This is a genomic window from Psychroserpens luteus, assembly GCF_015319355.1.
Classification (GTDB): Bacteria; Bacteroidota; Bacteroidia; order Flavobacteriales; family Flavobacteriaceae; genus Psychroserpens; species Psychroserpens luteus.
The window spans coordinates 74,501-92,959 of record NZ_JADILU010000005.1 but is presented as its reverse complement, the minus strand read 5'-3'; the positions used below and the strand labels follow the sequence as shown (position 1 = coordinate 92,959).

General features: G+C 33.4%; 13 protein-coding genes and 1 tRNA gene. 6 read left to right on the top strand and 8 right to left on the bottom strand.

Features of this window, described 5'->3' with window-relative positions:
- Positions 1-5: 5 nt before the first annotated feature.
- Positions 6-2,648: a cyanophycin synthetase gene (gene cphA / locus IM744_RS12525; RefSeq protein ID WP_194508492.1), complete on the top strand. Its 2,643-nt coding sequence runs from the start codon at positions 6-8 to the stop codon at positions 2,646-2,648.
- Positions 2,649-2,716: 68 nt separating this feature from the next.
- Here cphA and IM744_RS12520 read toward each other — a convergent pair whose 3' ends face one another.
- Together IM744_RS12520 and IM744_RS12515 are read right to left on the bottom strand one after the other, a co-directional pair.
- Complete coding sequence (locus IM744_RS12520; protein ID WP_194508491.1) at positions 2,717-2,989, bottom strand: hypothetical protein; 273 nt, start codon at positions 2,987-2,989, stop codon at positions 2,717-2,719.
- Positions 2,990-3,337: 348 nt separating this feature from the next.
- Positions 3,338-3,601 carry a hypothetical protein gene (locus IM744_RS12515; RefSeq protein WP_194508490.1) on the bottom strand — a complete coding sequence of 88 codons (264 nt, stop codon included), beginning with the start codon at positions 3,599-3,601 and terminating at the stop codon, positions 3,338-3,340.
- Between the two features lie 172 nt (positions 3,602-3,773).
- Here IM744_RS12515 and IM744_RS12510 point away from each other — a divergent pair, with 172 nt between their 5' ends.
- Positions 3,774-5,186: an aldehyde dehydrogenase family protein gene (locus IM744_RS12510; RefSeq protein ID WP_194508489.1), complete on the top strand. Its 1,413-nt coding sequence runs from the start codon at positions 3,774-3,776 to the stop codon at positions 5,184-5,186.
- On the opposite strand, the gene IM744_RS12505 is transcribed toward IM744_RS12510, so the two are convergent.
- Genes IM744_RS12505 through IM744_RS12495 form a run of 3 tightly spaced genes read right to left on the bottom strand, consistent with a single transcriptional unit; the run spans position 5,183 to position 10,881 of the window.
- Positions 5,183-6,184, bottom strand: a complete 1,002-nt coding sequence (locus tag IM744_RS12505; protein ID WP_194508488.1) for an isoaspartyl peptidase/L-asparaginase family protein — start codon at positions 6,182-6,184, stop codon at positions 5,183-5,185. The genes IM744_RS12510 and IM744_RS12505 overlap by 4 nt on opposite strands.
- Positions 6,185-6,222: 38 nt before the next feature.
- Positions 6,223-7,893, bottom strand: a complete 1,671-nt coding sequence (locus tag IM744_RS12500; protein WP_194508487.1) for an MFS transporter — start codon at positions 7,891-7,893, stop codon at positions 6,223-6,225.
- A gap of 39 nt (positions 7,894-7,932) precedes the next feature.
- Positions 7,933-10,881 carry a GH92 family glycosyl hydrolase gene (locus IM744_RS12495; RefSeq protein WP_194508486.1) on the bottom strand — a complete coding sequence of 983 codons (2,949 nt, stop codon included), beginning with the start codon at positions 10,879-10,881 and terminating at the stop codon, positions 7,933-7,935.
- 112 nt (positions 10,882-10,993) lie between these two features.
- Between IM744_RS12495 and IM744_RS12490 the strand changes: the two genes are divergently transcribed.
- Positions 10,994-12,220, top strand: a complete 1,227-nt coding sequence (locus IM744_RS12490) for a metallophosphoesterase (RefSeq protein ID WP_194508787.1) — start codon at positions 10,994-10,996, stop codon at positions 12,218-12,220.
- A gap of 143 nt (positions 12,221-12,363) precedes the next feature.
- On the top strand, positions 12,364-12,660 hold the full coding sequence (locus IM744_RS12485) for a thioredoxin family protein (RefSeq protein WP_194508485.1): 297 nt from the start codon (positions 12,364-12,366) through the stop codon (positions 12,658-12,660).
- An 83-nt stretch (positions 12,661-12,743) separates the two neighbouring features.
- Here IM744_RS12485 and IM744_RS12480 read toward each other — a convergent pair whose 3' ends face one another.
- Together IM744_RS12480 and IM744_RS12475 are read right to left on the bottom strand one after the other, a co-directional pair.
- Positions 12,744-13,391 carry a polysaccharide deacetylase family protein gene (locus IM744_RS12480; RefSeq protein WP_194508484.1) on the bottom strand — a complete coding sequence of 216 codons (648 nt, stop codon included), beginning with the start codon at positions 13,389-13,391 and terminating at the stop codon, positions 12,744-12,746.
- A 6-nt stretch (positions 13,392-13,397) separates the two neighbouring features.
- Positions 13,398-16,724: a glycosyltransferase family 117 protein gene (locus IM744_RS12475; protein WP_194508483.1), complete on the bottom strand. Its 3,327-nt coding sequence runs from the start codon at positions 16,722-16,724 to the stop codon at positions 13,398-13,400.
- A gap of 149 nt (positions 16,725-16,873) precedes the next feature.
- Between IM744_RS12475 and IM744_RS12470 the strand changes: the two genes are divergently transcribed.
- A tRNA-Gln gene (locus tag IM744_RS12470) sits at positions 16,874-16,947 on the top strand.
- A gap of 62 nt (positions 16,948-17,009) precedes the next feature.
- Here the strand turns inward: IM744_RS12470 and IM744_RS12465 are convergent.
- The gene (locus IM744_RS12465) at positions 17,010-17,834 is read right to left on the bottom strand and encodes a universal stress protein (protein ID WP_194508482.1); all 825 of its coding nucleotides are present in this window, start codon (positions 17,832-17,834) and stop codon (positions 17,010-17,012) included.
- A 153-nt stretch (positions 17,835-17,987) separates the two neighbouring features.
- Here IM744_RS12465 and rimP point away from each other — a divergent pair, with 153 nt between their 5' ends.
- Entirely contained in the window at positions 17,988-18,452 is a 465-nt protein-coding gene (rimP, locus tag IM744_RS12460) for a ribosome assembly cofactor RimP (RefSeq protein ID WP_194508481.1), read from the top strand.
- Positions 18,453-18,459 lie beyond the last annotated feature (7 nt).

Sequence of the window (18,459 nt, the reverse complement as noted above, 5' to 3'; positions counted from 1 at the left end):
AAAACATGAATATACGCGAGATAAATGCGATGAGAGGTCCAAACTATTGGTCAATAAGAAGACATAAACTTATTGTTATGGTATTGGATTTAGAAGAAATGGAGGAATACCCTACAAATAAAGTTGAAGGTTTTTCTGAACGTTTAAAGACAATGTTTCCATCCATGTTTTCTCATCGTTGTTCTGAAGGTTGTGAAGGTGGTTTTTTTATGCGTGTAGACGAAGGCACTTGGATGGGTCATGTTATAGAACACATTGCACTAGAAATCCAAACACTTGCAGGAATGGATACTGGCTTTGGGAGAACTCGTGGTTATGGAGAAGAGGGGGTTTACAACGTTGTATTCTCTTACATGGAAGAAAGTGTTGGTCGTTTTGCAGCTAAATCTGCAGTTAGGATTTGTGAAGCACTAATAAGTGGAGAAACATATGATTTGGAAAATGATATTCAAGAAATGCGCGAACTTCGTGAAGCAGATCGATTAGGACCAAGTACAGGATCTATTATTGAAGAAGCAGAAGCTAGAGGGATTCCATGGATTAGATTAAACAAATACTCATTATGTCAATTAGGATATGGTGCCAACCAAAAACGAATTCAAGCGACTGTTACTAGTGAAACCAGTAGTATTGGTGTAGAAATCGCTTGTGATAAAGAAGATACAAAGTACCTTTTAGAACAAGCTGAGGTTGATGTGCCAAGAGGTGATATTATTAAAAGAGAACGTAGTCTTGCTGAAGCTTGTCGCTATGTTGGTTATCCTTTAGTTATTAAGCCTGTAGATGGAAATCATGGAAGAGGAATTACTGTAGATATTCAAAATTATGATGATGCTTTAGTGGCTTTTCATCATGCAAAAGACAGTTCGCGTAGTGGAGCAATTATTGTAGAAAAATTTATTGTAGGAGAAGATTATAGATTATTAGTGATTAATAATAGATTAGTTGCTGGAGCTATTAGAACTCCTGCTCACGTTATTGGAGATGGGAAATCAACGGTTCAAGAATTAATAGATATAGTAAACAGTGATCCGCGTCGTGGTTATGGACATGAAAATGTATTGACCAAAATTACTATAAATGAGTTAACGCAAACCATAATAAAAGATGCAGGTTATACTTTAGAATCTATTATTGCTGAAGGTGAAAGACTCATTTTGAAAGACACAGCAAATTTAAGTACTGGTGGAACAGCAGAAGATATTACAGATATTATACATCCTGCAAACGTAAGTATGGCAGAACGTATTTCAAAAATTATTGATTTAGATATTTGCGGTATCGATATCATGACCACAGATATTTCTAAACCACTTTCTGAAACAGGAGGTGCAGTTTTAGAAGTTAATGCTGGGCCAGGATTTAGAATGCACTTAGCTCCAACATCTGGATTACCAAGAAATGTTGCAGCACCAGTAATTGATAAATTATTTCCAACTAAAGGAGAGACAGGACGTATTCCTATTATTGCAACCTCAGGTACAAATGGAAAAACAACGACGACACGTTTAATAGCACACATTGCTAAAATGAATGGCTATCGTGTTGGTTACACGACTAGTGACGGTGTTTATATTCAAAACAGATTGTTAATGACAGGTGATTGTACAGGACCTGCAAGTGCAGAATTTGTACTTAAAGATCCAACCGTGAATTTTGCAGTTTTAGAATGTGCTAGAGGTGGATTACTTCGTGCTGGATTAGGATTTAAAAAGTGTGATGTAGCTGTAGTTACTAATGTTGCTGCAGATCATTTAGGCTTAAAAGGAATCCATACCATAGAGCAATTAGCAAAAGTGAAAGCGGTAATTCCAGAAACCGTTTTACCCGATGGTTATGCCATTTTAAATGCAGATGATGATTTAGTTTATGACATGCGACGTAATTTAGAATGTAATGTAGCGTTGTTTTCTATGGATGAGAATAATCCACATATTAAAGCAATGCAACGTTTAAATGGTATTACAGCAGTTTATGAAAATGGTTGGGTAACTATTTGTAGAGGTGAGTGGAAAATGCGCTTAATGAAAGCTGAAAATATTCCGTTGACGTATGGAGGGAAAGCTAAATTCATGATTCAAAATGTACTTGGAGCAGTACTTGCTGCTCATGTTCAAGGTATAAGTATAGAAGATATGAAAGCTGGTTTAGAAACATTTATTCCTTCAGCATCGCAAACACCTGGACGTTTAAATATGTTTGAGTTTAACGACTTTACAATTCTTTTAGATTATGCTCATAATCCAGCAGGAATGCGAGCACTTCAAAAGTTTACAGACGAATTAGAGTGTACTGTAAAAGTGGGGATTATAGCAGGAATAGGTGATAGAAGGGTAGAGGATAATAACGAAATGGGATCAATTGCTGCCGAAATGTTTGATGAAATCATTATTCGTCAGGATAAACGTTTAAGAGGTAAAACAGAAGAGGAACTCATTAAAATGCTTAATGATGGTATTAAAATGAAAGATCCAAATAAGAAAACGACTATTATTCCTTCGGAAAAAGAAGCCATAACTCATGCAGTTAAAAATGCAGTCAAAGGATCGCTTATTATATTATGTAGCGATGTGATTCCTGATGCTTTAGAATTAGTTCAAAAATTTAAAGAACAAGAATCTCGAGGAGAATTGACTTTTGACTCATAATATTTAAAATTATGACATAAAAAAATCCGAAACGCAAGTTTCGGATTTTTTTATGTTTTATATGAAGACTAGCAAAGCTTAACTGTTTTTACTTTTATCTGTAAACTTTTTCTGTAAGCTTTAATACTAATAATTTCAATACTCTTCTTTCTGTTTATTTTTAAAACTTGAGCTTTAAATGCAGAACTTGAAGCAGTTTCTTGTTTTATGTTTTTAGATTCATTGGTATTTTGGATTACAGTTTTAACAATACCATTAGTTTTAATATCTTCATTAGATACCTGTGCCATTGAAAGTAAAGGTAATAATGTAAAGGCTAAAATTGTTAATACTTTTTTCATAATCTTCGATGCTTTGATTTATAATCTCAGTTCAAAGAAACGTAACATTACTCTCGATGATTAATATTTTAGTTAAAGCGGACGATTTTTAGTTAAGATGAAAGCACTTGTAAAAAATAACGATGAAATACATAAAATACTCTTGAATCCCAATAAATACGCATAGGATTAAGTGACAAGTTATATGGATAACCTGTATTTAAATAGTTTTGGTAAGTTTAGTCTAAACAATTAGATATTTAAAAATTAGAATCTAGATGATAACTAACTTTTTATTAATTATTATGACATTTAATATAATGACATGAAAAAAATCAAAATATAAATTTTAGTATTTTTATATGCTGTCTAGCAAAGTTTAATTGTCTTCACTTTTATCTGTAAACTTTTTCTGTAAGCTCTAATACTTATAATTTCAGTACTTTTCTTTCTATTTAGTTTTAAAACTTTAGCTTTCATTGTAGAACTTGAAGCAGTCTCTTGTTTTATTTCTTTAGTTTTTTCGATTACAGTTTCTATAGTATCATTATTTTTGATAACTTCATTTGTTTCCTGTCCTATTGAAAGGAAAGGTAATAATGTAAAGGCTAAGATTGTTAATACTTTTTTCATAATCGTTGAGGGATTTATTATTAAACTTATGTCAAAGAAACACAACATAATAGATGATGATAAAAAAAATGGATAAACCGGTTGGTTTCTAGTTAAGATGAAAGCACTTGAAAAAAACATCGACGAAATACATAAATATGGCTTGTAGCTCAATAAAAACGTATAGGATTAAATGATAGATTTCACAGATAACAAGTATTCAAATCTTTTTGAAAAGCAAAAAGCACATCAATTAACTATTGGGAAAACGACTTATAAGGATCGTATTAAAAAGCTAAAAAGGTTACAGGTGGCTATAGAAAAGACCTATAAGCAAGAATTACGAGACGCTCTATATAAAGATTTTAAAAAACCTCAATTAGAAGTTGATCTTACTGAAATTTACCCAGTAGTTGATGAAATCAAATTTATAAGTAAACATTTAAAATCTTGGCTTAGAAACCAAAAAGTAGACACACCAATATCTTTATTAGGGAGTTCATCTTGGATTAAAAATGAATCTAAAGGCGTTTGTCTAATTATCTCACCTTGGAATTTCCCAGTCAATCTTACCTTTGGACCATTAGTATCTGCAATTGCTGCAGGAAACGCTGTGATTTTGAAACCAAGTGAAATGACACCTCACACTTCTAAAGTGATGTCTAAAATTGTGAGTGAACTTTTCAATGAAAATGAAGTTGCACTCATTGAAGGTGAAGTTGAGGTTTCGCAAGAGCTACTCAAATTACCATTTAATCATATCTTTTTTACAGGTTCGCCACAGGTTGGTAAAATTGTAATGAAAGCAGCATCAGAGCATTTGACTTCTGTCACCTTAGAACTAGGCGGTAAATCACCAGTAATCGTTGATGACACTTCAAATCTAGATAAAGCGGTTAAGAAAATTATCTTCGGAAAGTTTCTAAACGCAGGTCAGACTTGTATTGCACCAGATTATGTGTTGATTAATGAATCTATAAAATCAGAATTTATTAAAAGCTTTAAAAAACATCTTAAAGATTTTTATTCTGAAGACGTCTCTAATTCTGATTCCTTCGGAAGGATTGTAAATCAAAAACATTTTGAAAGATTGAATGGGTATTTGGAAGACGCAAAGTTTCGAAATGCAAGTATTACCATTGGCGGAAATTCCGAAGAAAAAGAAAATTATATTGAACCAACCGTTGTGTTTGACGCTTCAGAAGACAGTGAACTCATGCAAAATGAAATTTTTGGACCAATACTTCCTGTGAAAACCTACACGTCAATTTCTGAAGTTTTAGATTATATCAATTCAAAAGAAAAACCTTTGGCGCTTTACATTTTCAGTAGTAATAAAAAGCGTATTAATGAGATTATTAATAATACGCGTGCAGGAAGTACATGTATTAATCATAATCTGTTACAGTTTCTAAACCATAACTTGCCTTTTGGAGGTTCTAATAATAGCGGAATTGGAAAATCTCATGGCTATTTTGGGTTCTTAGAATTTACAAATCAGCGTTCAGTATTAAAACAACATACCCTTGGAGCTGTTGATTTATTAACGCCTCCTTATACTAATTTTAAACAAAAATTGGTGGATTTGACGATTAAGTGGTTTTAAGCTTTATTAAAAAAATCTGAATGAATTTGCTCATTCTTCCCATCTTGATATTTCATATAAGTGAATCCCTTATGAATACAATATGAACCCGTTTCTCCAGCTTTATTAATAGCGATGTAAGCAATTTGAAAATCTTTGTAACGGTTATTTTTGCTCGTAATTCGATTCACAGCTTCTTCACATGCTTTTTGCGGAGACATTCCATTTCGCATCAATTCTACGATTAAAAAACTACCAACGGTTTTCAATACTTCTTCTCCCATTCCTGTCGCTACAGCACCTCCAATAGTATTATCTATAAATAAACCAGAACCAATAATTGGAGAATCTCCAACACGACCTTTCATTTTATAGGACAGTCCAGAAGTGGTGCAAGCACCTGCTATATCTCCATCGTTATCCATACAAAGCATGCCAATGGTGTCGTGATTTTCAATATTAATTAAAGGTTTGTATTCTGGAGATTCTAACCATTTTTCCCATGCTTTTTTAGAATTTTCGGTTAGAAGATTGTCTTTTTTGAATCCTTGTCGGTAAGCAAATTCCTCGGCACCTTTAGCAGCTATGATAACATGAGGAGTTTCGGTCATGACGCGTTTTGCTAATTCAGCAACGTTAGTGATATTTTCAACACATAATACAGATCCGCAATCGCCATTGCTATCCATAACACAAGCATCTAAGGTTACATTGCCTTCACGGTCTGGTGCACCACCTTTACCAACGGTTGTATTTTTTATATTTTCTTCTTCAACTTCAACTCCAGAAATTGCAGCATCCAAAGCTTTTGTTCCTTTACTTAATTCTTCACCAGCTTTAGCATTGGCATCTACAAAACCCCAAGTACAAATTGCAATAGGAGTTTTAGAGGATTGAGAAATCAGGGTTGCTTCTTTTTTTTCTTCGGAAGGATTATCAACACAACCAACTAAAGAACTGCCAACAGCTAATCCAGCACTTGATAACGCAGCATTCTTGATAAAATTCCTTCTCTTCATCTCAAAATTATTTCTCCTTTCCGGTTAAACCGAAATTATTAATATGTAACACCTTGTTTATCTAAAACAGTTTTAGTTCTAAAAGCATAGAATAATAAATACAGAAAACAAGCCACAGCAATCCAATATGAAGATTGAATATTAAATACATCTGCCAATTTACCTTGTACTGGCGGAATAATGGCGCCACCTAAAATCATCATAATTAAAAATGCAGAACCTTGAGAGGTATATTTTCCTAATCCAGCAATACTTAATGTAAAAATACATGGCCACATAATTGAACAGAATAAACCACCAGATAAAAATGCAAATAAGGCTACATTTCCTGATGAGAATAAACCAACCAACATACCTAACATACCCAATACACTAAATACTTTTAAAGTTCTTACAGGACTATCTTTTGCTAAAAAGAAACCTCCAATTTGAACAGCAATACAAATACCAAAAAAGAGAATTTCATTTGCTGAAAAGCTATATTTAATTGAATTAGCTAGGATAATGACTCCAAACGCTACGTAAGGAACAATGATAAGTAATACTTTTTTAAAACCTTTACTAGGATTGAAAACTGTAATGGCTCCAACCCAACGACCAATCATCAATCCTCCCCAATATAACGATACATAAGGTGCAATTTGAGCATCATTAAGTGATGGTAATCCTAATTCGTTTAAACCGGTTCCGTCTACCGCTCTTTTGAGTAATTCTCCTAAATTACTACCAACAGTTACTTCTACACCAACATATGTAAATATGGCTAACATCCCTAAAACCAGTTGTGGGTATTTCATTGCTCCCCAACCTTCTGCTTTTTTTGAAGATCTAGAATATGCAAATAATAATGAACCTACAACAGCAGCTAGTGCTATAATTAATAGGAACAGACGTGTGTGTTCTAATGTTTCAGAAGCAGTTTCGTTACCTGTGTACGTGCTAAAAATATAACCAAAACATCCAATGATGATTACGGTTAGAACAATAAGAAGATTTCTAGCTTTATTTGCTGGTTCAAATGCTGTGTCAGATTTTAATGCTGGCAACTTTTTTGAAAAGTAAAACAGTGCAGCAGCAATTAGAAACAATACGCCAACTCCAGCATATAATCCTTGTACAGTAACTAAAGTGATTTCATTGTTAGCAATCATTGTAGCCAATTCTTCTGTGCCTCTAGTTGCAGAACCAAAGATTACTAAACCAACTACAATTGGTCCAATCGTAGTTCCGAAAGAATTAACACCTCCTGCTAAATTTAAACGATGAGAACCTGTTTTAGGGTCGCCTAAAGCTATAGCGAATGGATTGGCTCCTGTTTGTTGGAGGGAAAATCCTAAGCCAACTATAAATAATGCAATTAGCACTAGATAAAAAACACTTGTATCGCCTTGTTCTGCACCTGCAGTCGCAGGAAACATGGCAAATGCACCAAGAGCAGATAATAATAAACCATAGACAATACCATTTTTATAACCCCAATTATTATAAATATCCTTTTTTAAAGAGCCAGAAATTATAAATAATAATAAGGCACCAAAATAGTAAGCACCATAAAAAGCAAAGTCAACCAGCTGTGATTGAAACTGGTCAATATTAAAATAGGTTTTGCAAAATGGAATAAAAACACCATTAGATGCTGCAATAAATCCCCAGAAAAAGAAGACAGTCACTAGAGTAGTTAATGCCGATTTATTATTTTGATTTGTCATGTGTGAGTTAATTAGTTGGCTAAATATAATTTAATAAGTTTATTTGATTGATATTTCATCAGCAAAAATCCAACTTCTGCCATCATGAGGATAACCTAAATGCCATTTTGGAAGTTCGCCTATTTTTTTAGCGATGATTTTTATGTAACGATAATTTTCTGTAGGAAAACTAAAAGACGTGTTTTTTATGAGTACATCATCGTTTCGTTTAGCAGTATCAATCTTGATGGTTTCGATTGATGTAAATGTTTTGCCATCTTTTGAAACAAGACATTCAACTTCTGTAGGATAAAAAATCCAAGCACCTTGATCTTGTAAAAAGTTGATTGAAATGTTGCTAATGGGCTTTGTGCTTCCTAAATCTACAGTTGCAATGATATCTTTATCTGAGTAACCTTGCCAAGTTCCTGTTCTAAAATCTTGTGTACCCATAATGCCATCTATCAACGCGTCGTTGCCTCCAGCATTGTATTGATTGGCATATTCGGTATCTAATTTGATGGAGAGATTTGGATCTATTTTATAGAATTTAGTTTCAATAGTTGCACTTTTATTTCCTAATTCACCAACTGCATAAACGTTTAATGTCATAGCTTCGGAAATTTTAAATGGCGCAGTATATAGCCTAAATTCAGAATTGTTTAGGCTATAAAAAATTTCTGTATTAGAATTTACGATTCCCAAACTAACCTCTGTTTCGCCTTTGAAAGCAACATCACCTTTGGCTATAAAAGGAGCAGGAACAATGACATGTTCATTAATTTCGGTTTTAGGTTCTTGACCTTCTCGACTTCCCCAAATTGTAGGAATATCGGTCATTTTAAATTCTAATGTTCCGCCAGCCATGATATCTTCATGTGCTATAAAAGTCTTGTCTAGCTCTTTTTCGTTAAGGAAAACATGTTCGATATAAATATTGGTGTCACTTAAATTGTTGGCAACGATTGTAAATTGTTTTCCGCTTTCTAAATTTATTGTGGCTTTATCAAATAGAGGTTTACCTATAATATATTGATTACTCGCAGGAGTTACTGGATAGAATCCCATAGATGAGAATACGTACCAAGCGCTCATTTGTCCGCAATCTTCATTTCCCGAAATGCCATCAGGTTCATTAGTGTATAACTCAGTTAAAATCTGGTGTACTTTTTCTTGCGTTTTGTGAGGTTTATTGACAAAATTATAAAGATAAGCCATATGGTGACTTGGTTCGTTTCCGTGAGCATATTGTCCAATAAGACCAGTGATATCTGCTTGATTGCGACCAGAAGTTTCTGCTTCTGCAATAAATAATTCATCTAATTGCGCTTCTAGTTTATCTCTTCCGCCGAGAAGATTCATAAAACCAGAAACATCTTGTGGTACGTAAAAACTGTATTGCCAAGAGTTGGCTTCAGTATAATTAAAATTCACTTCATACGGATCAAAAGGAGCAAACCATGTGTTTCTAAAACGTCCACGCATGAATTTAGTTTCAGGATCGTAAATGTTCTTGTAGTATTGCGCTCTTTGGGTATATAATTTATAATCGTCATCCTTTCCCATTGCTTTTGCCATTTGTGCAATCGTCCAATCGTCATAAGCATATTCGAGTGTTTTAGAAACCGATTCACTTTCTTCTTCCACAGGAATAAAGCCAAACTCCTTATAAGATTTGAGACCGAGTTTATCTCTCGTAGCCGAATGTTTCATAGCATGCAACGCTTTTTCTGCATCATAACCTCTAATGCCTTTCATGTAAGCATCTGAAATTACTGGAACTGCATGATAGCCAATCATACAACCTGTGTAATTGGCACTTAAATCCCAAATAGGCATAATACCACCTTCATCATGTTTTGATAAAAAAGTGTTGATAAAATCATTAGTGCGATCTTGTTCTATAATCGTATAGAGCGGATGAGCAGCACGATAGGTGTCCCAAAGTGAGAATACGGTATAATATTCAAAATCTTTAGTTTCGTGGATTTCTAAATCCATACCACGATAGCGACCATCAACATCTTGATACAGATTTGGAGCTAACATGGTGTGATATAATGAGGTGTAAAAATTTGTTTTATAATCTTTATTTTGAGATTCTATAACAATCTTATCGAGTTGATTCTCCCAAGTATCTTGAGCTTCTTTTTTAATTTGATCAAATGTTTTGTTTCCAATTTCTTGCTGTAGATTTTTTGTTGCTCCAGCTTGATCAACTGCTGAAATTCCTACTTTAACATAAACAGGATCGTTGTTTGGATTGTCAAATTCTATGGCAGCTTTCTTACTTTGGTATTTATAGTTTTTAGAAATTGGAGTTCCATTTTCGTCGTATGTGATGTTTTTTATAGGTTTTGAAAATTGAATGGTGTAAAACAAACGTTGGTCTGTTGCCCAAGCTTTAGAATGTCTAAATCCTGAAATTGTAGAATCATTTATCTTCTGGATTTTGTAATCTAAAACTTGATCGCGATGCTCTAAATCTAGGATTAGGAACTGCTCGCTTTCCTTAGGAAATTGATATTTATGAATTCCGCTACGTTTTGAAACGGTTAGTTCTACATCAATTTCAGTAGAGTCTAAATGTACTTTGTAATAACCTGCTTGTGCAATTTCGTTGTCATGTGAGAAATGTGCACGATAGCCTGATTTATTGTCGCTTCCATTATTGAAATTGATACTGTTAGTTGGCATTAAAAGAATATCACCATAATCACTAACACCAGTTCCGCTGAGGTGTGTATGTGAAAACCCATAGATGTATTCATCACTATAATGGTAACCAGAACATCCATCCCAACCATCGAGTCGAGTATCTGGACTGAGTTGCATCATCCCAAAAGGCATTGTTGCTCCAGGATACGTGTGGCCATGTCCACCTGTACCAATAAATGGATTGACATATTTAATAAGTGGTTTGTCTTTTTTAGCAATTTCTATTGGTGATTCTGCTTTACAACTTATTAGAATTAAGGCTGTTAAAACAATAGAAAAAAGAGATTTCATAGAAGGGTGTTTAAATCGAATGAAAAGATACTAATTCTTAACGTATCGTTAAAAATATTTTGAAAAGTTAATTTGGTTTTTAAATCGGTTATCTTTGAGAAAACTTCATTTTATGTTGCGTTGGATTATTTTTGTTGTAATCTATATTATATTCTCATTTTACGGACTTCAAGCTGTTAAAACAGTAACCAAAGCAAGTGCGTTGCACTATCTTTTTATTTTTATCGCAGTAATTGTTGCAGGAAATTTTATCTATCAATTCTCCATAGGTGCTGAAGGACGTGTATTAAACCCATCAAAAAGTTATGCCTTTGGTGTTTTATTGGCTTTTATGTCTTTAAATCTAGTGATAGTTCCTATTCTTCTTGGAGAAGATATTATAAGAGGAGCAATGGGTTTGTATGATAAATTGGTCACTAAAGAAACCTTAGACATTCCTTCTCGACGCAAGTTTATTAGCCAGATTGCTTTAGGTATTGCAGCACTTCCTTTTGCGTCTCTTCTTTACGGAATGTATAAAGGAAAATATAGATTTAGGGTTTTAGAATACGTTTTACATTTTGAAGATTTACCCGAAGCATTTGATGATTATCGTATAACACAGATTAGTGATATACATTCAGGAAGTTTTGATAATAGAAAAAAGATTGAATATGGTGTGGATCTTATTAACGAACAAAAATCTGATGTTATTTTTTTTACAGGTGATTTAGTGAATAATAAAGCTTCTGAAATGGTACCATGGACAGATTTATTCAGTAAGCTAACAGCTAAGGATGGTGTCTATTCTGTATTGGGAAATCATGATTATGGTGATTATGTAGATTGGCCTTCAGCAGATGCTAAAAGACAAAATCTAGCCGATTTAATTCAAATTCAGAAAACGATGGGTTACGATGTTCTACTTAACGAAAGTCGTTTTATCGAAAAAGATGGACAGCGTATTGCTGTAGTAGGTGTTGAAAATTGGGGAAAAGGTGGATTTAAAAAAGCTGGAGATCTTAGAAAAGCTACCACAAATGTAGATTCTAAAGATTTTAAGATATTATTAAGTCACGATCCAAGTCATTGGGAAGAGTGCGTAATCCATGATGATTATCACTATCATATAACCTTGAGTGGACATACCCATGGTATGCAATTTGGAATTGAAATACCGGGTTGGATTAAATGGAGTCCTGTGAAATGGCGTTATAAGCAATGGGCTGGGATTTATGAAAAACTTGGACAATATATAAATGTTAATAGAGGATTTGGATATTTAGGATATCCTGGACGTGTTGGGATTTGGCCTGAAGTAACTGTTATAACACTTAAAAAAGGCACTAATAACGCATAATATTGTAGAAATGTTATATTTACTCTTAAATTGTTTATTTTTATATATATGTAAGAGTGAACCTATTGAGATGTGATACCTAAAGTGTTACCAAAAATCCATGTAGGTTTGTGTATAAATATCTGATTTAAAAGTTTAAATGTATGTCAAAATTTGGGGAACTTATAGATGTAGATATTCCTGTCTTGTTAGATTTCTTTACAGAAGGAAATGATCAGTCTACAGCAATGCATCCTGTAATGAGAGATGTTGCAGCAGCTCTTGGTGACAAAGCCAAAGTCATTAAAATTGACGTTGATAAAAACAAGGAATTGGCCGAAGCGCTTCGTGTTAAAGGCTTGCCAACACTCATTATTTATAAGAATGGTGAAATGAAATGGCGTCACAGTGGAGAGCAAGATGCTAATACATTGATTGGTATCGTGCAAGAATATCTTTAGTTCCTGCGCAGGCAGGAATCTCATTCTATAATTAGACCATTTTTATATTTAGTAATACGCTGAGTTATGGACTTTAGTCTAAATTAAATCGCTTTAAATATATATCCTTTTTCACTAAATGTTTTTAATACCTTCGGAAGCGCATACATCATGTTTCTTGATGCTTTTACACTATCGTGAAACACAATTATACTTCCTGATTTACTTTTAGAAATAACATTTTCTAAACATTTTTCTTCGGAAATATCTTGTTCCCAATCAAAAGATAATACATCCCACATAATAATTTTATAGCCTAATTCTAGTAATTTTTTACCTTGTTTTGGTGTAATCTGTCCATAAGGAGGACGAAAGAGATTGGAGATTGGAGATTGATGAGTTGCGATTTTTGAATCAATAATCACCTGAGCCTGATTGATGTTTTCTATGTAATCTTTGGTTTTAGTTTTCCAGCCTTTAATATGATTTTGGGTGTGGTTGCCAATAGTATGACCATCTCGAATAATGTTTTCAAAAATATCAGGATGTTTCTCAACATTATTACCAATACAAAAAAAAGTGGCTTTGGCATTATATTGCTTTAGAGTGTCTAAAGTCCAATTCGTAATCTGCGGAGTTGGCCCATCGTCAAAAGTTAAATACAACTCCTTATTATTAGTTGCAATGTCCCAAACATAGTTTGGGAACATCTTTTTTGCAACTATAGGTGTTTTAACTGGAGCTATTTTCACAGTCTCTTATTCTTGAATTCCTAAAATTTTATCTATAGTATCTTTAGGGAAATCTCGTTCTTCTCTTACTGGTGGTTTTGCCTCCTCTTCCTCTTCTCCTGTGAAGTGTTTGAATAGTTTAAGGTAGTTATTAAACTTCTCTGTTTCTTGTATAGCAAAGTCTTTGTCATTATAAATCACTAAGATGTCTACAAGACTTCTGTAGCGTTCAATGTCTGTTACAATTTCATCTAAATAACGCGTTTGGTTTTCTATAGATAACTCACTCCAATACGTTAAGTTTTCTTGATATTTTCTTGTAACGTCAGTATATACTTTTCTTGCTTTATCCTTTTTGTCAATTTCGTAATAACCACTAATGTATGGTTCTAAAAGTGTATAGAAACCAAACTTGTCTACTGGCATTTTTTCCATTGCTAAATCAGCAATGTTTTCTGCCTCTTCTAATTTGTCTTCATTTATTAATTGCTCTAAAAGTCTGGCAAGATTACCTCTATAAGTGATACCGTTTTTACGGGTTTCAACATCATGATAAATCTTATCGCTACCACTATTTCCCCAATCCCAAGACATTACTTTTTCGTACATAAGGTCTGAGTCCACACGTCCCATATCAAAAGGATTAGCTCTATCTACTGCTGTTTTTATTGGAACTAGTTTGTAACATAATCCGTCGAGTTGTAAATAATCCTTCATCCAGATATAGTCATCATCACTAAATGCACCTCCTGTAAAATATATAGGACGTTTCCAATCATTGTTTGCAATGATATCTAGCATTAATAACCTGTTTTTGTATAATGCGCCTCCAGAAATATTAATATCAATATATGGTACTATTTCATCAGCATCCTTTTCTTTAACAATTCCGTATTTTAAAACATTGGCTTTATTAACAGGAACTCTTACATGAGATGTAGGTAAATAGTTTGAGTTTTGTAATTGTTCAGGATATCCATTTGGATCTTCTCCTTTACGTTGCATCGCATATTTAAGAGTGTATTTAGGATCATCATTAGATATGAAATTCATGTACTCTTTAATCATCATAGTGTCTTGAGTGATTTCATATTTCATGATATAATCACGCGTACCATATTTATACTGATCATGTGTTAACTGTGAAGGAATAGGGTCGCTTTCATAGGCTTTACGCTTCATTTGATCGATGTACCAATCGGTTTGAAATAAACTAGTGTTTACCACACGAACATCTGTTCTCACGCCTTCTATTTCTTGTAAATACCATAATGGGAAACTATCATTATCTCCAATGGTAAATAGTATAGCGTTTGGCGCACAGGATTCGAGATATTTTCGAGCCATAGCTTGTGCTGTATATTTTTCAGATCGGTCATGATCGTCCCAATTTTCTGCAGCTAAAATCCCAGGAACTAATATGAGAGAGACTATAGTTATTGCAGGAGCTAAAAACTTGGAGCTGGTGTATTTCCGAAGCATATCAAAAATAGCATACACTCCAAAACCTATCCATATCGCAAACACATAGAATGAACCTACGACAGAGTAATCTCTTTCTCGAGGTTCAAAAGGTCTCACATTGGTATAGAATTGAATGGCTAATCCTGTAAATAAAAAGAAAACGAGTAATACCCAAAAACGTTTTGGATCGCGTCCTAATAAGAATAAAAAGCCTATGATGCCTAAAATTAAAGGTAACATATAATAGGTGTTTCTTGCTTTATTGTCTGCAACATCACTAGGAAGATTCTCTTGCGATATGCCTAAACGAGCTTCGTCAATAAAGTTAATTCCGCTTATCCAATTTCCATGTAAATCATCATATTTACCTTGAATATCATCTTGACGTCCAGAGAAGTTCCACATAAAATAGCGCCAATACATATAACCCAACTGGTAATCTATCATATAATAGAGATTATCACCAAATGATGGTTTTTCTATGATTAGAAAGTCTCTACCAAACTGTTTTAAGAAGTTATGATAATCTTCATAATCGACTTTGCCTTGAGCAACTTCATTTTTAAATTCATTAACCAATTGTCGTACTTGGTTTTCCATTTGATATTCAGGTTTGATCCTAAAATCTAATAAACCGGTGAACATCATATAGTTTTCTGCATGCTCAGTACTCCACATTCTTGGTAGAATAGAGGCTTGCTTTGAATTGTAGCGCTGTTCGGCATTTTTCCACTTGTTAACTATAACATATTCGCCTTTGACGTAATCTTTTTCATATTTAGGTTTAGCATCTTTATATGGATTGTTTTCATCAAGACCAGTGTATTGATCTGTAAACAATGGTCCGTAAAACAAATGTGTTTCAGGATATTGCTCTAAATTATAATAGGCTAATAATTCTCTGGCACTTGATGGATTATTCTCATTAATAATCACATTAGCATTTGCACGAATAGGTAACATCACCCATGATGAAAACCCAATAAATATAAAGATTAAGCAAAGCGTTAATGTATTTGCGTATTTGTATCCTTTATCACGAGTGTATTTTAATCCGAAATAGAACGCAGCAATCAAAAGTATTCCAGTAATTATTGATCCAGAATTAAAGGGGAGACCAATGGTGTTGACGAAGAAAATTTCCGAAGCACTAAATAGAAGTAATGCATTTGGAAGTAGTAATTTGAATATAAAAAGCAAGATCGCAGCAGCAATGACATTTGCTAATATGAAATTGACTACAGTGATTTTTTTATAATTTTTAAAATAATAGATTAATCCTAATGCTGGGATTGTCAATAGTCCCATAAAGTGAACTCCAAATGATAATCCAATAACGAATGCAATTAAGATTAACCATCTATGACCTCTAGGCTTGTGCATGTCTTCTTCCCATCGTAATCCTAAATAAAACAGAATAGCCATGATTAAAGTTGCCATCGCATAAACCTCAGTTTCTACAGCATTAAACCAAAAAGAATCTGTAAAAGTGAACGCTAAACTACCAACTAAAGCACTTCCTAAAATAGCAATAGATGTGTTTTTAGATAATTTTTCATCTTTAATCTTTGCTAGTTTACGCAACAATATTGAAATCGTCCAAAACATAAATAGTATTGTAAATGCACTTGATACTGCACTCATCATATTTAGCATGGCACCAATTTGTGCAGGCTCTAAAGCAAACATAGAAAAGAAAGCTCCTAACATTTGAAATAAAGGTGCTCCTGGTGGATGTCCTACTTGTAATTTTGAAGAGGTGAGTATATATTCTCCTGCATCCCAGAAACTAACAGTAGGCTCTATCGTTAGTGCGTAAGTAATTAAAGCTATAGTAAAGGCAAGCCATCCTAAAATGGTATTCCATTTCTTGAAGTTGAAATGTGTCATAAACAAGTCTATTTAATGCGAGCGAAATTAACAATAATTATCAAAAGCATTACCTATTTTAAGTAAACGTTATCATTTTTTGATTTTTTTATAAAAAATTGTTTGCACAAGTGAAACTTTGTTATAAATTTGCATCCTCTTAAAGAGATTGGCCTATGGTGTAACTGGCTAACACATCTGTTTTTGGTACAGAAGAGTCTAGGTTCGAAACCTAGTAGGCCAACTAAAAACGAAAAAGTCCTTACTAAATTTAGTAAGGACTTTTTTATTTTGATAATTTTAAAATTAAATTTTAAACGTAATCACTGGTCTCTTGGCGTGATTTACAAGATCTTCACTAATGCTGCCATTAAAGAAATGAGCAATGCCTTGTCTCCCATGAGTGCTAATCCCTATTAGGTCTGCATCAATATGTTTAGAAAAATTGAGAACACCTTTTTCTACAGATTCATCATTATAAATGTTTATGGTGAAATTTTTAAAACTATTATCACTTATAAATTCATCGATTCTATCATTTGCTTTTAATGTCGTTGTAAAATTACTAGCAGTATTAACCATTAGTAAATGTAATTGTGCTCCAAAAGCTGTAGCGAATTTTGTGGCTTGACGATAAGTTTCTTTATTGTCATTTTTGAAATCTGATGCAAAAACAATATCATCTATACTGAAATCAACATGATTGTTTTTAATAACTAATACAGGTACATCAGAGTTTCTTACTGCTTTTTCTGCATTTGATCCTACAAACATTTCTTTAATACCACTTGCGCCATGTGAGCCCATTGTAATCATTGTAATGCCATGTTCTTTACAGATTTCAGAAATACCGTTAAATGAGCCATCAGGTTTAACAATTTCATGTACTGTGATATCTTTTAAATAGTCACTATTCATGATATCCTCAAATTTTTGATGAGCCATTTTCATAAAAAACATAACTTCTGGTACATCTGCATGAGAATTTACAGCATCAATGTCTTGCATGGGAATTTCTAACATATGCAGTAAATAAATCTCGCTGTTATGCTTTTTTGCTATTTGCGCAGCAACTTTTAAGGCGTTTTCTGCTTCTGCTGAAAAATCTGTGGGAACTAGTATTTTTTTCATATTGATAGAGTTGTTTATGATTATATAAATTTAAGAATAAAAAACGAGACTTAATGACTTGTGAAAATCAATAAAAATGTTGTATATTTGCAGCGTTGTTTGAAGAAAAAAGAATAATGAGCGGACGAGAAGTCCGCTCTTTTTATACTAAAAATGTTCAGAGATACCGTAAAAAACTTATTAGACGAAGCCTTAGAAGAGCGTGAAGACCTGTTTTTAATCAGTTTTGACGTGTTGCCAGATAATTCAATAAAAATTATTATTGATGGTGATAATGGTGTTTTAGTTGAGGACTGTATATTTATAAGTCGCGCAATTGAACATAATTTAGATAGAGAAGAGGAAGATTTTTCTTTAGAGGTGTTGTCTGCTGGAGCTACAGAGCCTTTGGTAAATATGAGGCAATACATGAAAAATATTGGTAGAACGTTAAGCGTAAAGACCAAAGAGAATGAAACAATAGAAGGAGCGTTGACTCAAGCAAATGAGGAAACTATTCTTTTAGAGTGGAAAACAAGAGAGCCTAAGCCAGTTGGTAAAGGGAAGGTAACAGTAAATAAGCAAGCAGAAATAGCGTATGACGCTATATCAAAAGCTCAAGTGGTAATAAAATTTTAATTCATAA

What these genes read in the sequence shown, in the direction of transcription:
- IM744_RS12515 (WP_194508490.1), bottom strand. Translation starts at nt 3,601, where the DNA reads ATGAAAAAAGTATTAACAATCTTAGCCTTTACATTATTACCTTTCCTT.
- rimP (WP_194508481.1), top strand. Translation starts at nt 17,988, where the DNA reads ATGTTCAGAGATACCGTAAAAAACTTATTAGACGAAGCCTTAGAAGAG.
- IM744_RS12505 (WP_194508488.1), bottom strand. Translation starts at nt 6,184, where the DNA reads ATGAAGAGAAGGAATTTTATCAAGAATGCTGCGTTATCAAGTGCTGGA.
- IM744_RS12500 (WP_194508487.1), bottom strand. Translation starts at nt 7,893, where the DNA reads ATGACAAATCAAAATAATAAATCGGCATTAACTACTCTAGTGACTGTC.
- IM744_RS12520 (WP_194508491.1), bottom strand. Translation starts at nt 2,989, where the DNA reads ATGAAAAAAGTATTAACAATTTTAGCCTTTACATTATTACCTTTACTT.
- cphA (WP_194508492.1), top strand. Translation starts at nt 6, where the DNA reads ATGAATATACGCGAGATAAATGCGATGAGAGGTCCAAACTATTGGTCA.
- IM744_RS12465 (WP_194508482.1), bottom strand. Translation starts at nt 17,834, where the DNA reads ATGAAAAAAATACTAGTTCCCACAGATTTTTCAGCAGAAGCAGAAAAC.
- IM744_RS12485 (WP_194508485.1), top strand. Translation starts at nt 12,364, where the DNA reads ATGTCAAAATTTGGGGAACTTATAGATGTAGATATTCCTGTCTTGTTA.
- IM744_RS12510 (WP_194508489.1), top strand. Translation starts at nt 3,774, where the DNA reads ATGATAGATTTCACAGATAACAAGTATTCAAATCTTTTTGAAAAGCAA.
- IM744_RS12475 (WP_194508483.1), bottom strand. Translation starts at nt 16,724, where the DNA reads ATGACACATTTCAACTTCAAGAAATGGAATACCATTTTAGGATGGCTT.
- IM744_RS12495 (WP_194508486.1), bottom strand. Translation starts at nt 10,881, where the DNA reads ATGAAATCTCTTTTTTCTATTGTTTTAACAGCCTTAATTCTAATAAGT.
- IM744_RS12490 (WP_194508787.1), top strand. Translation starts at nt 10,994, where the DNA reads ATGTTGCGTTGGATTATTTTTGTTGTAATCTATATTATATTCTCATTT.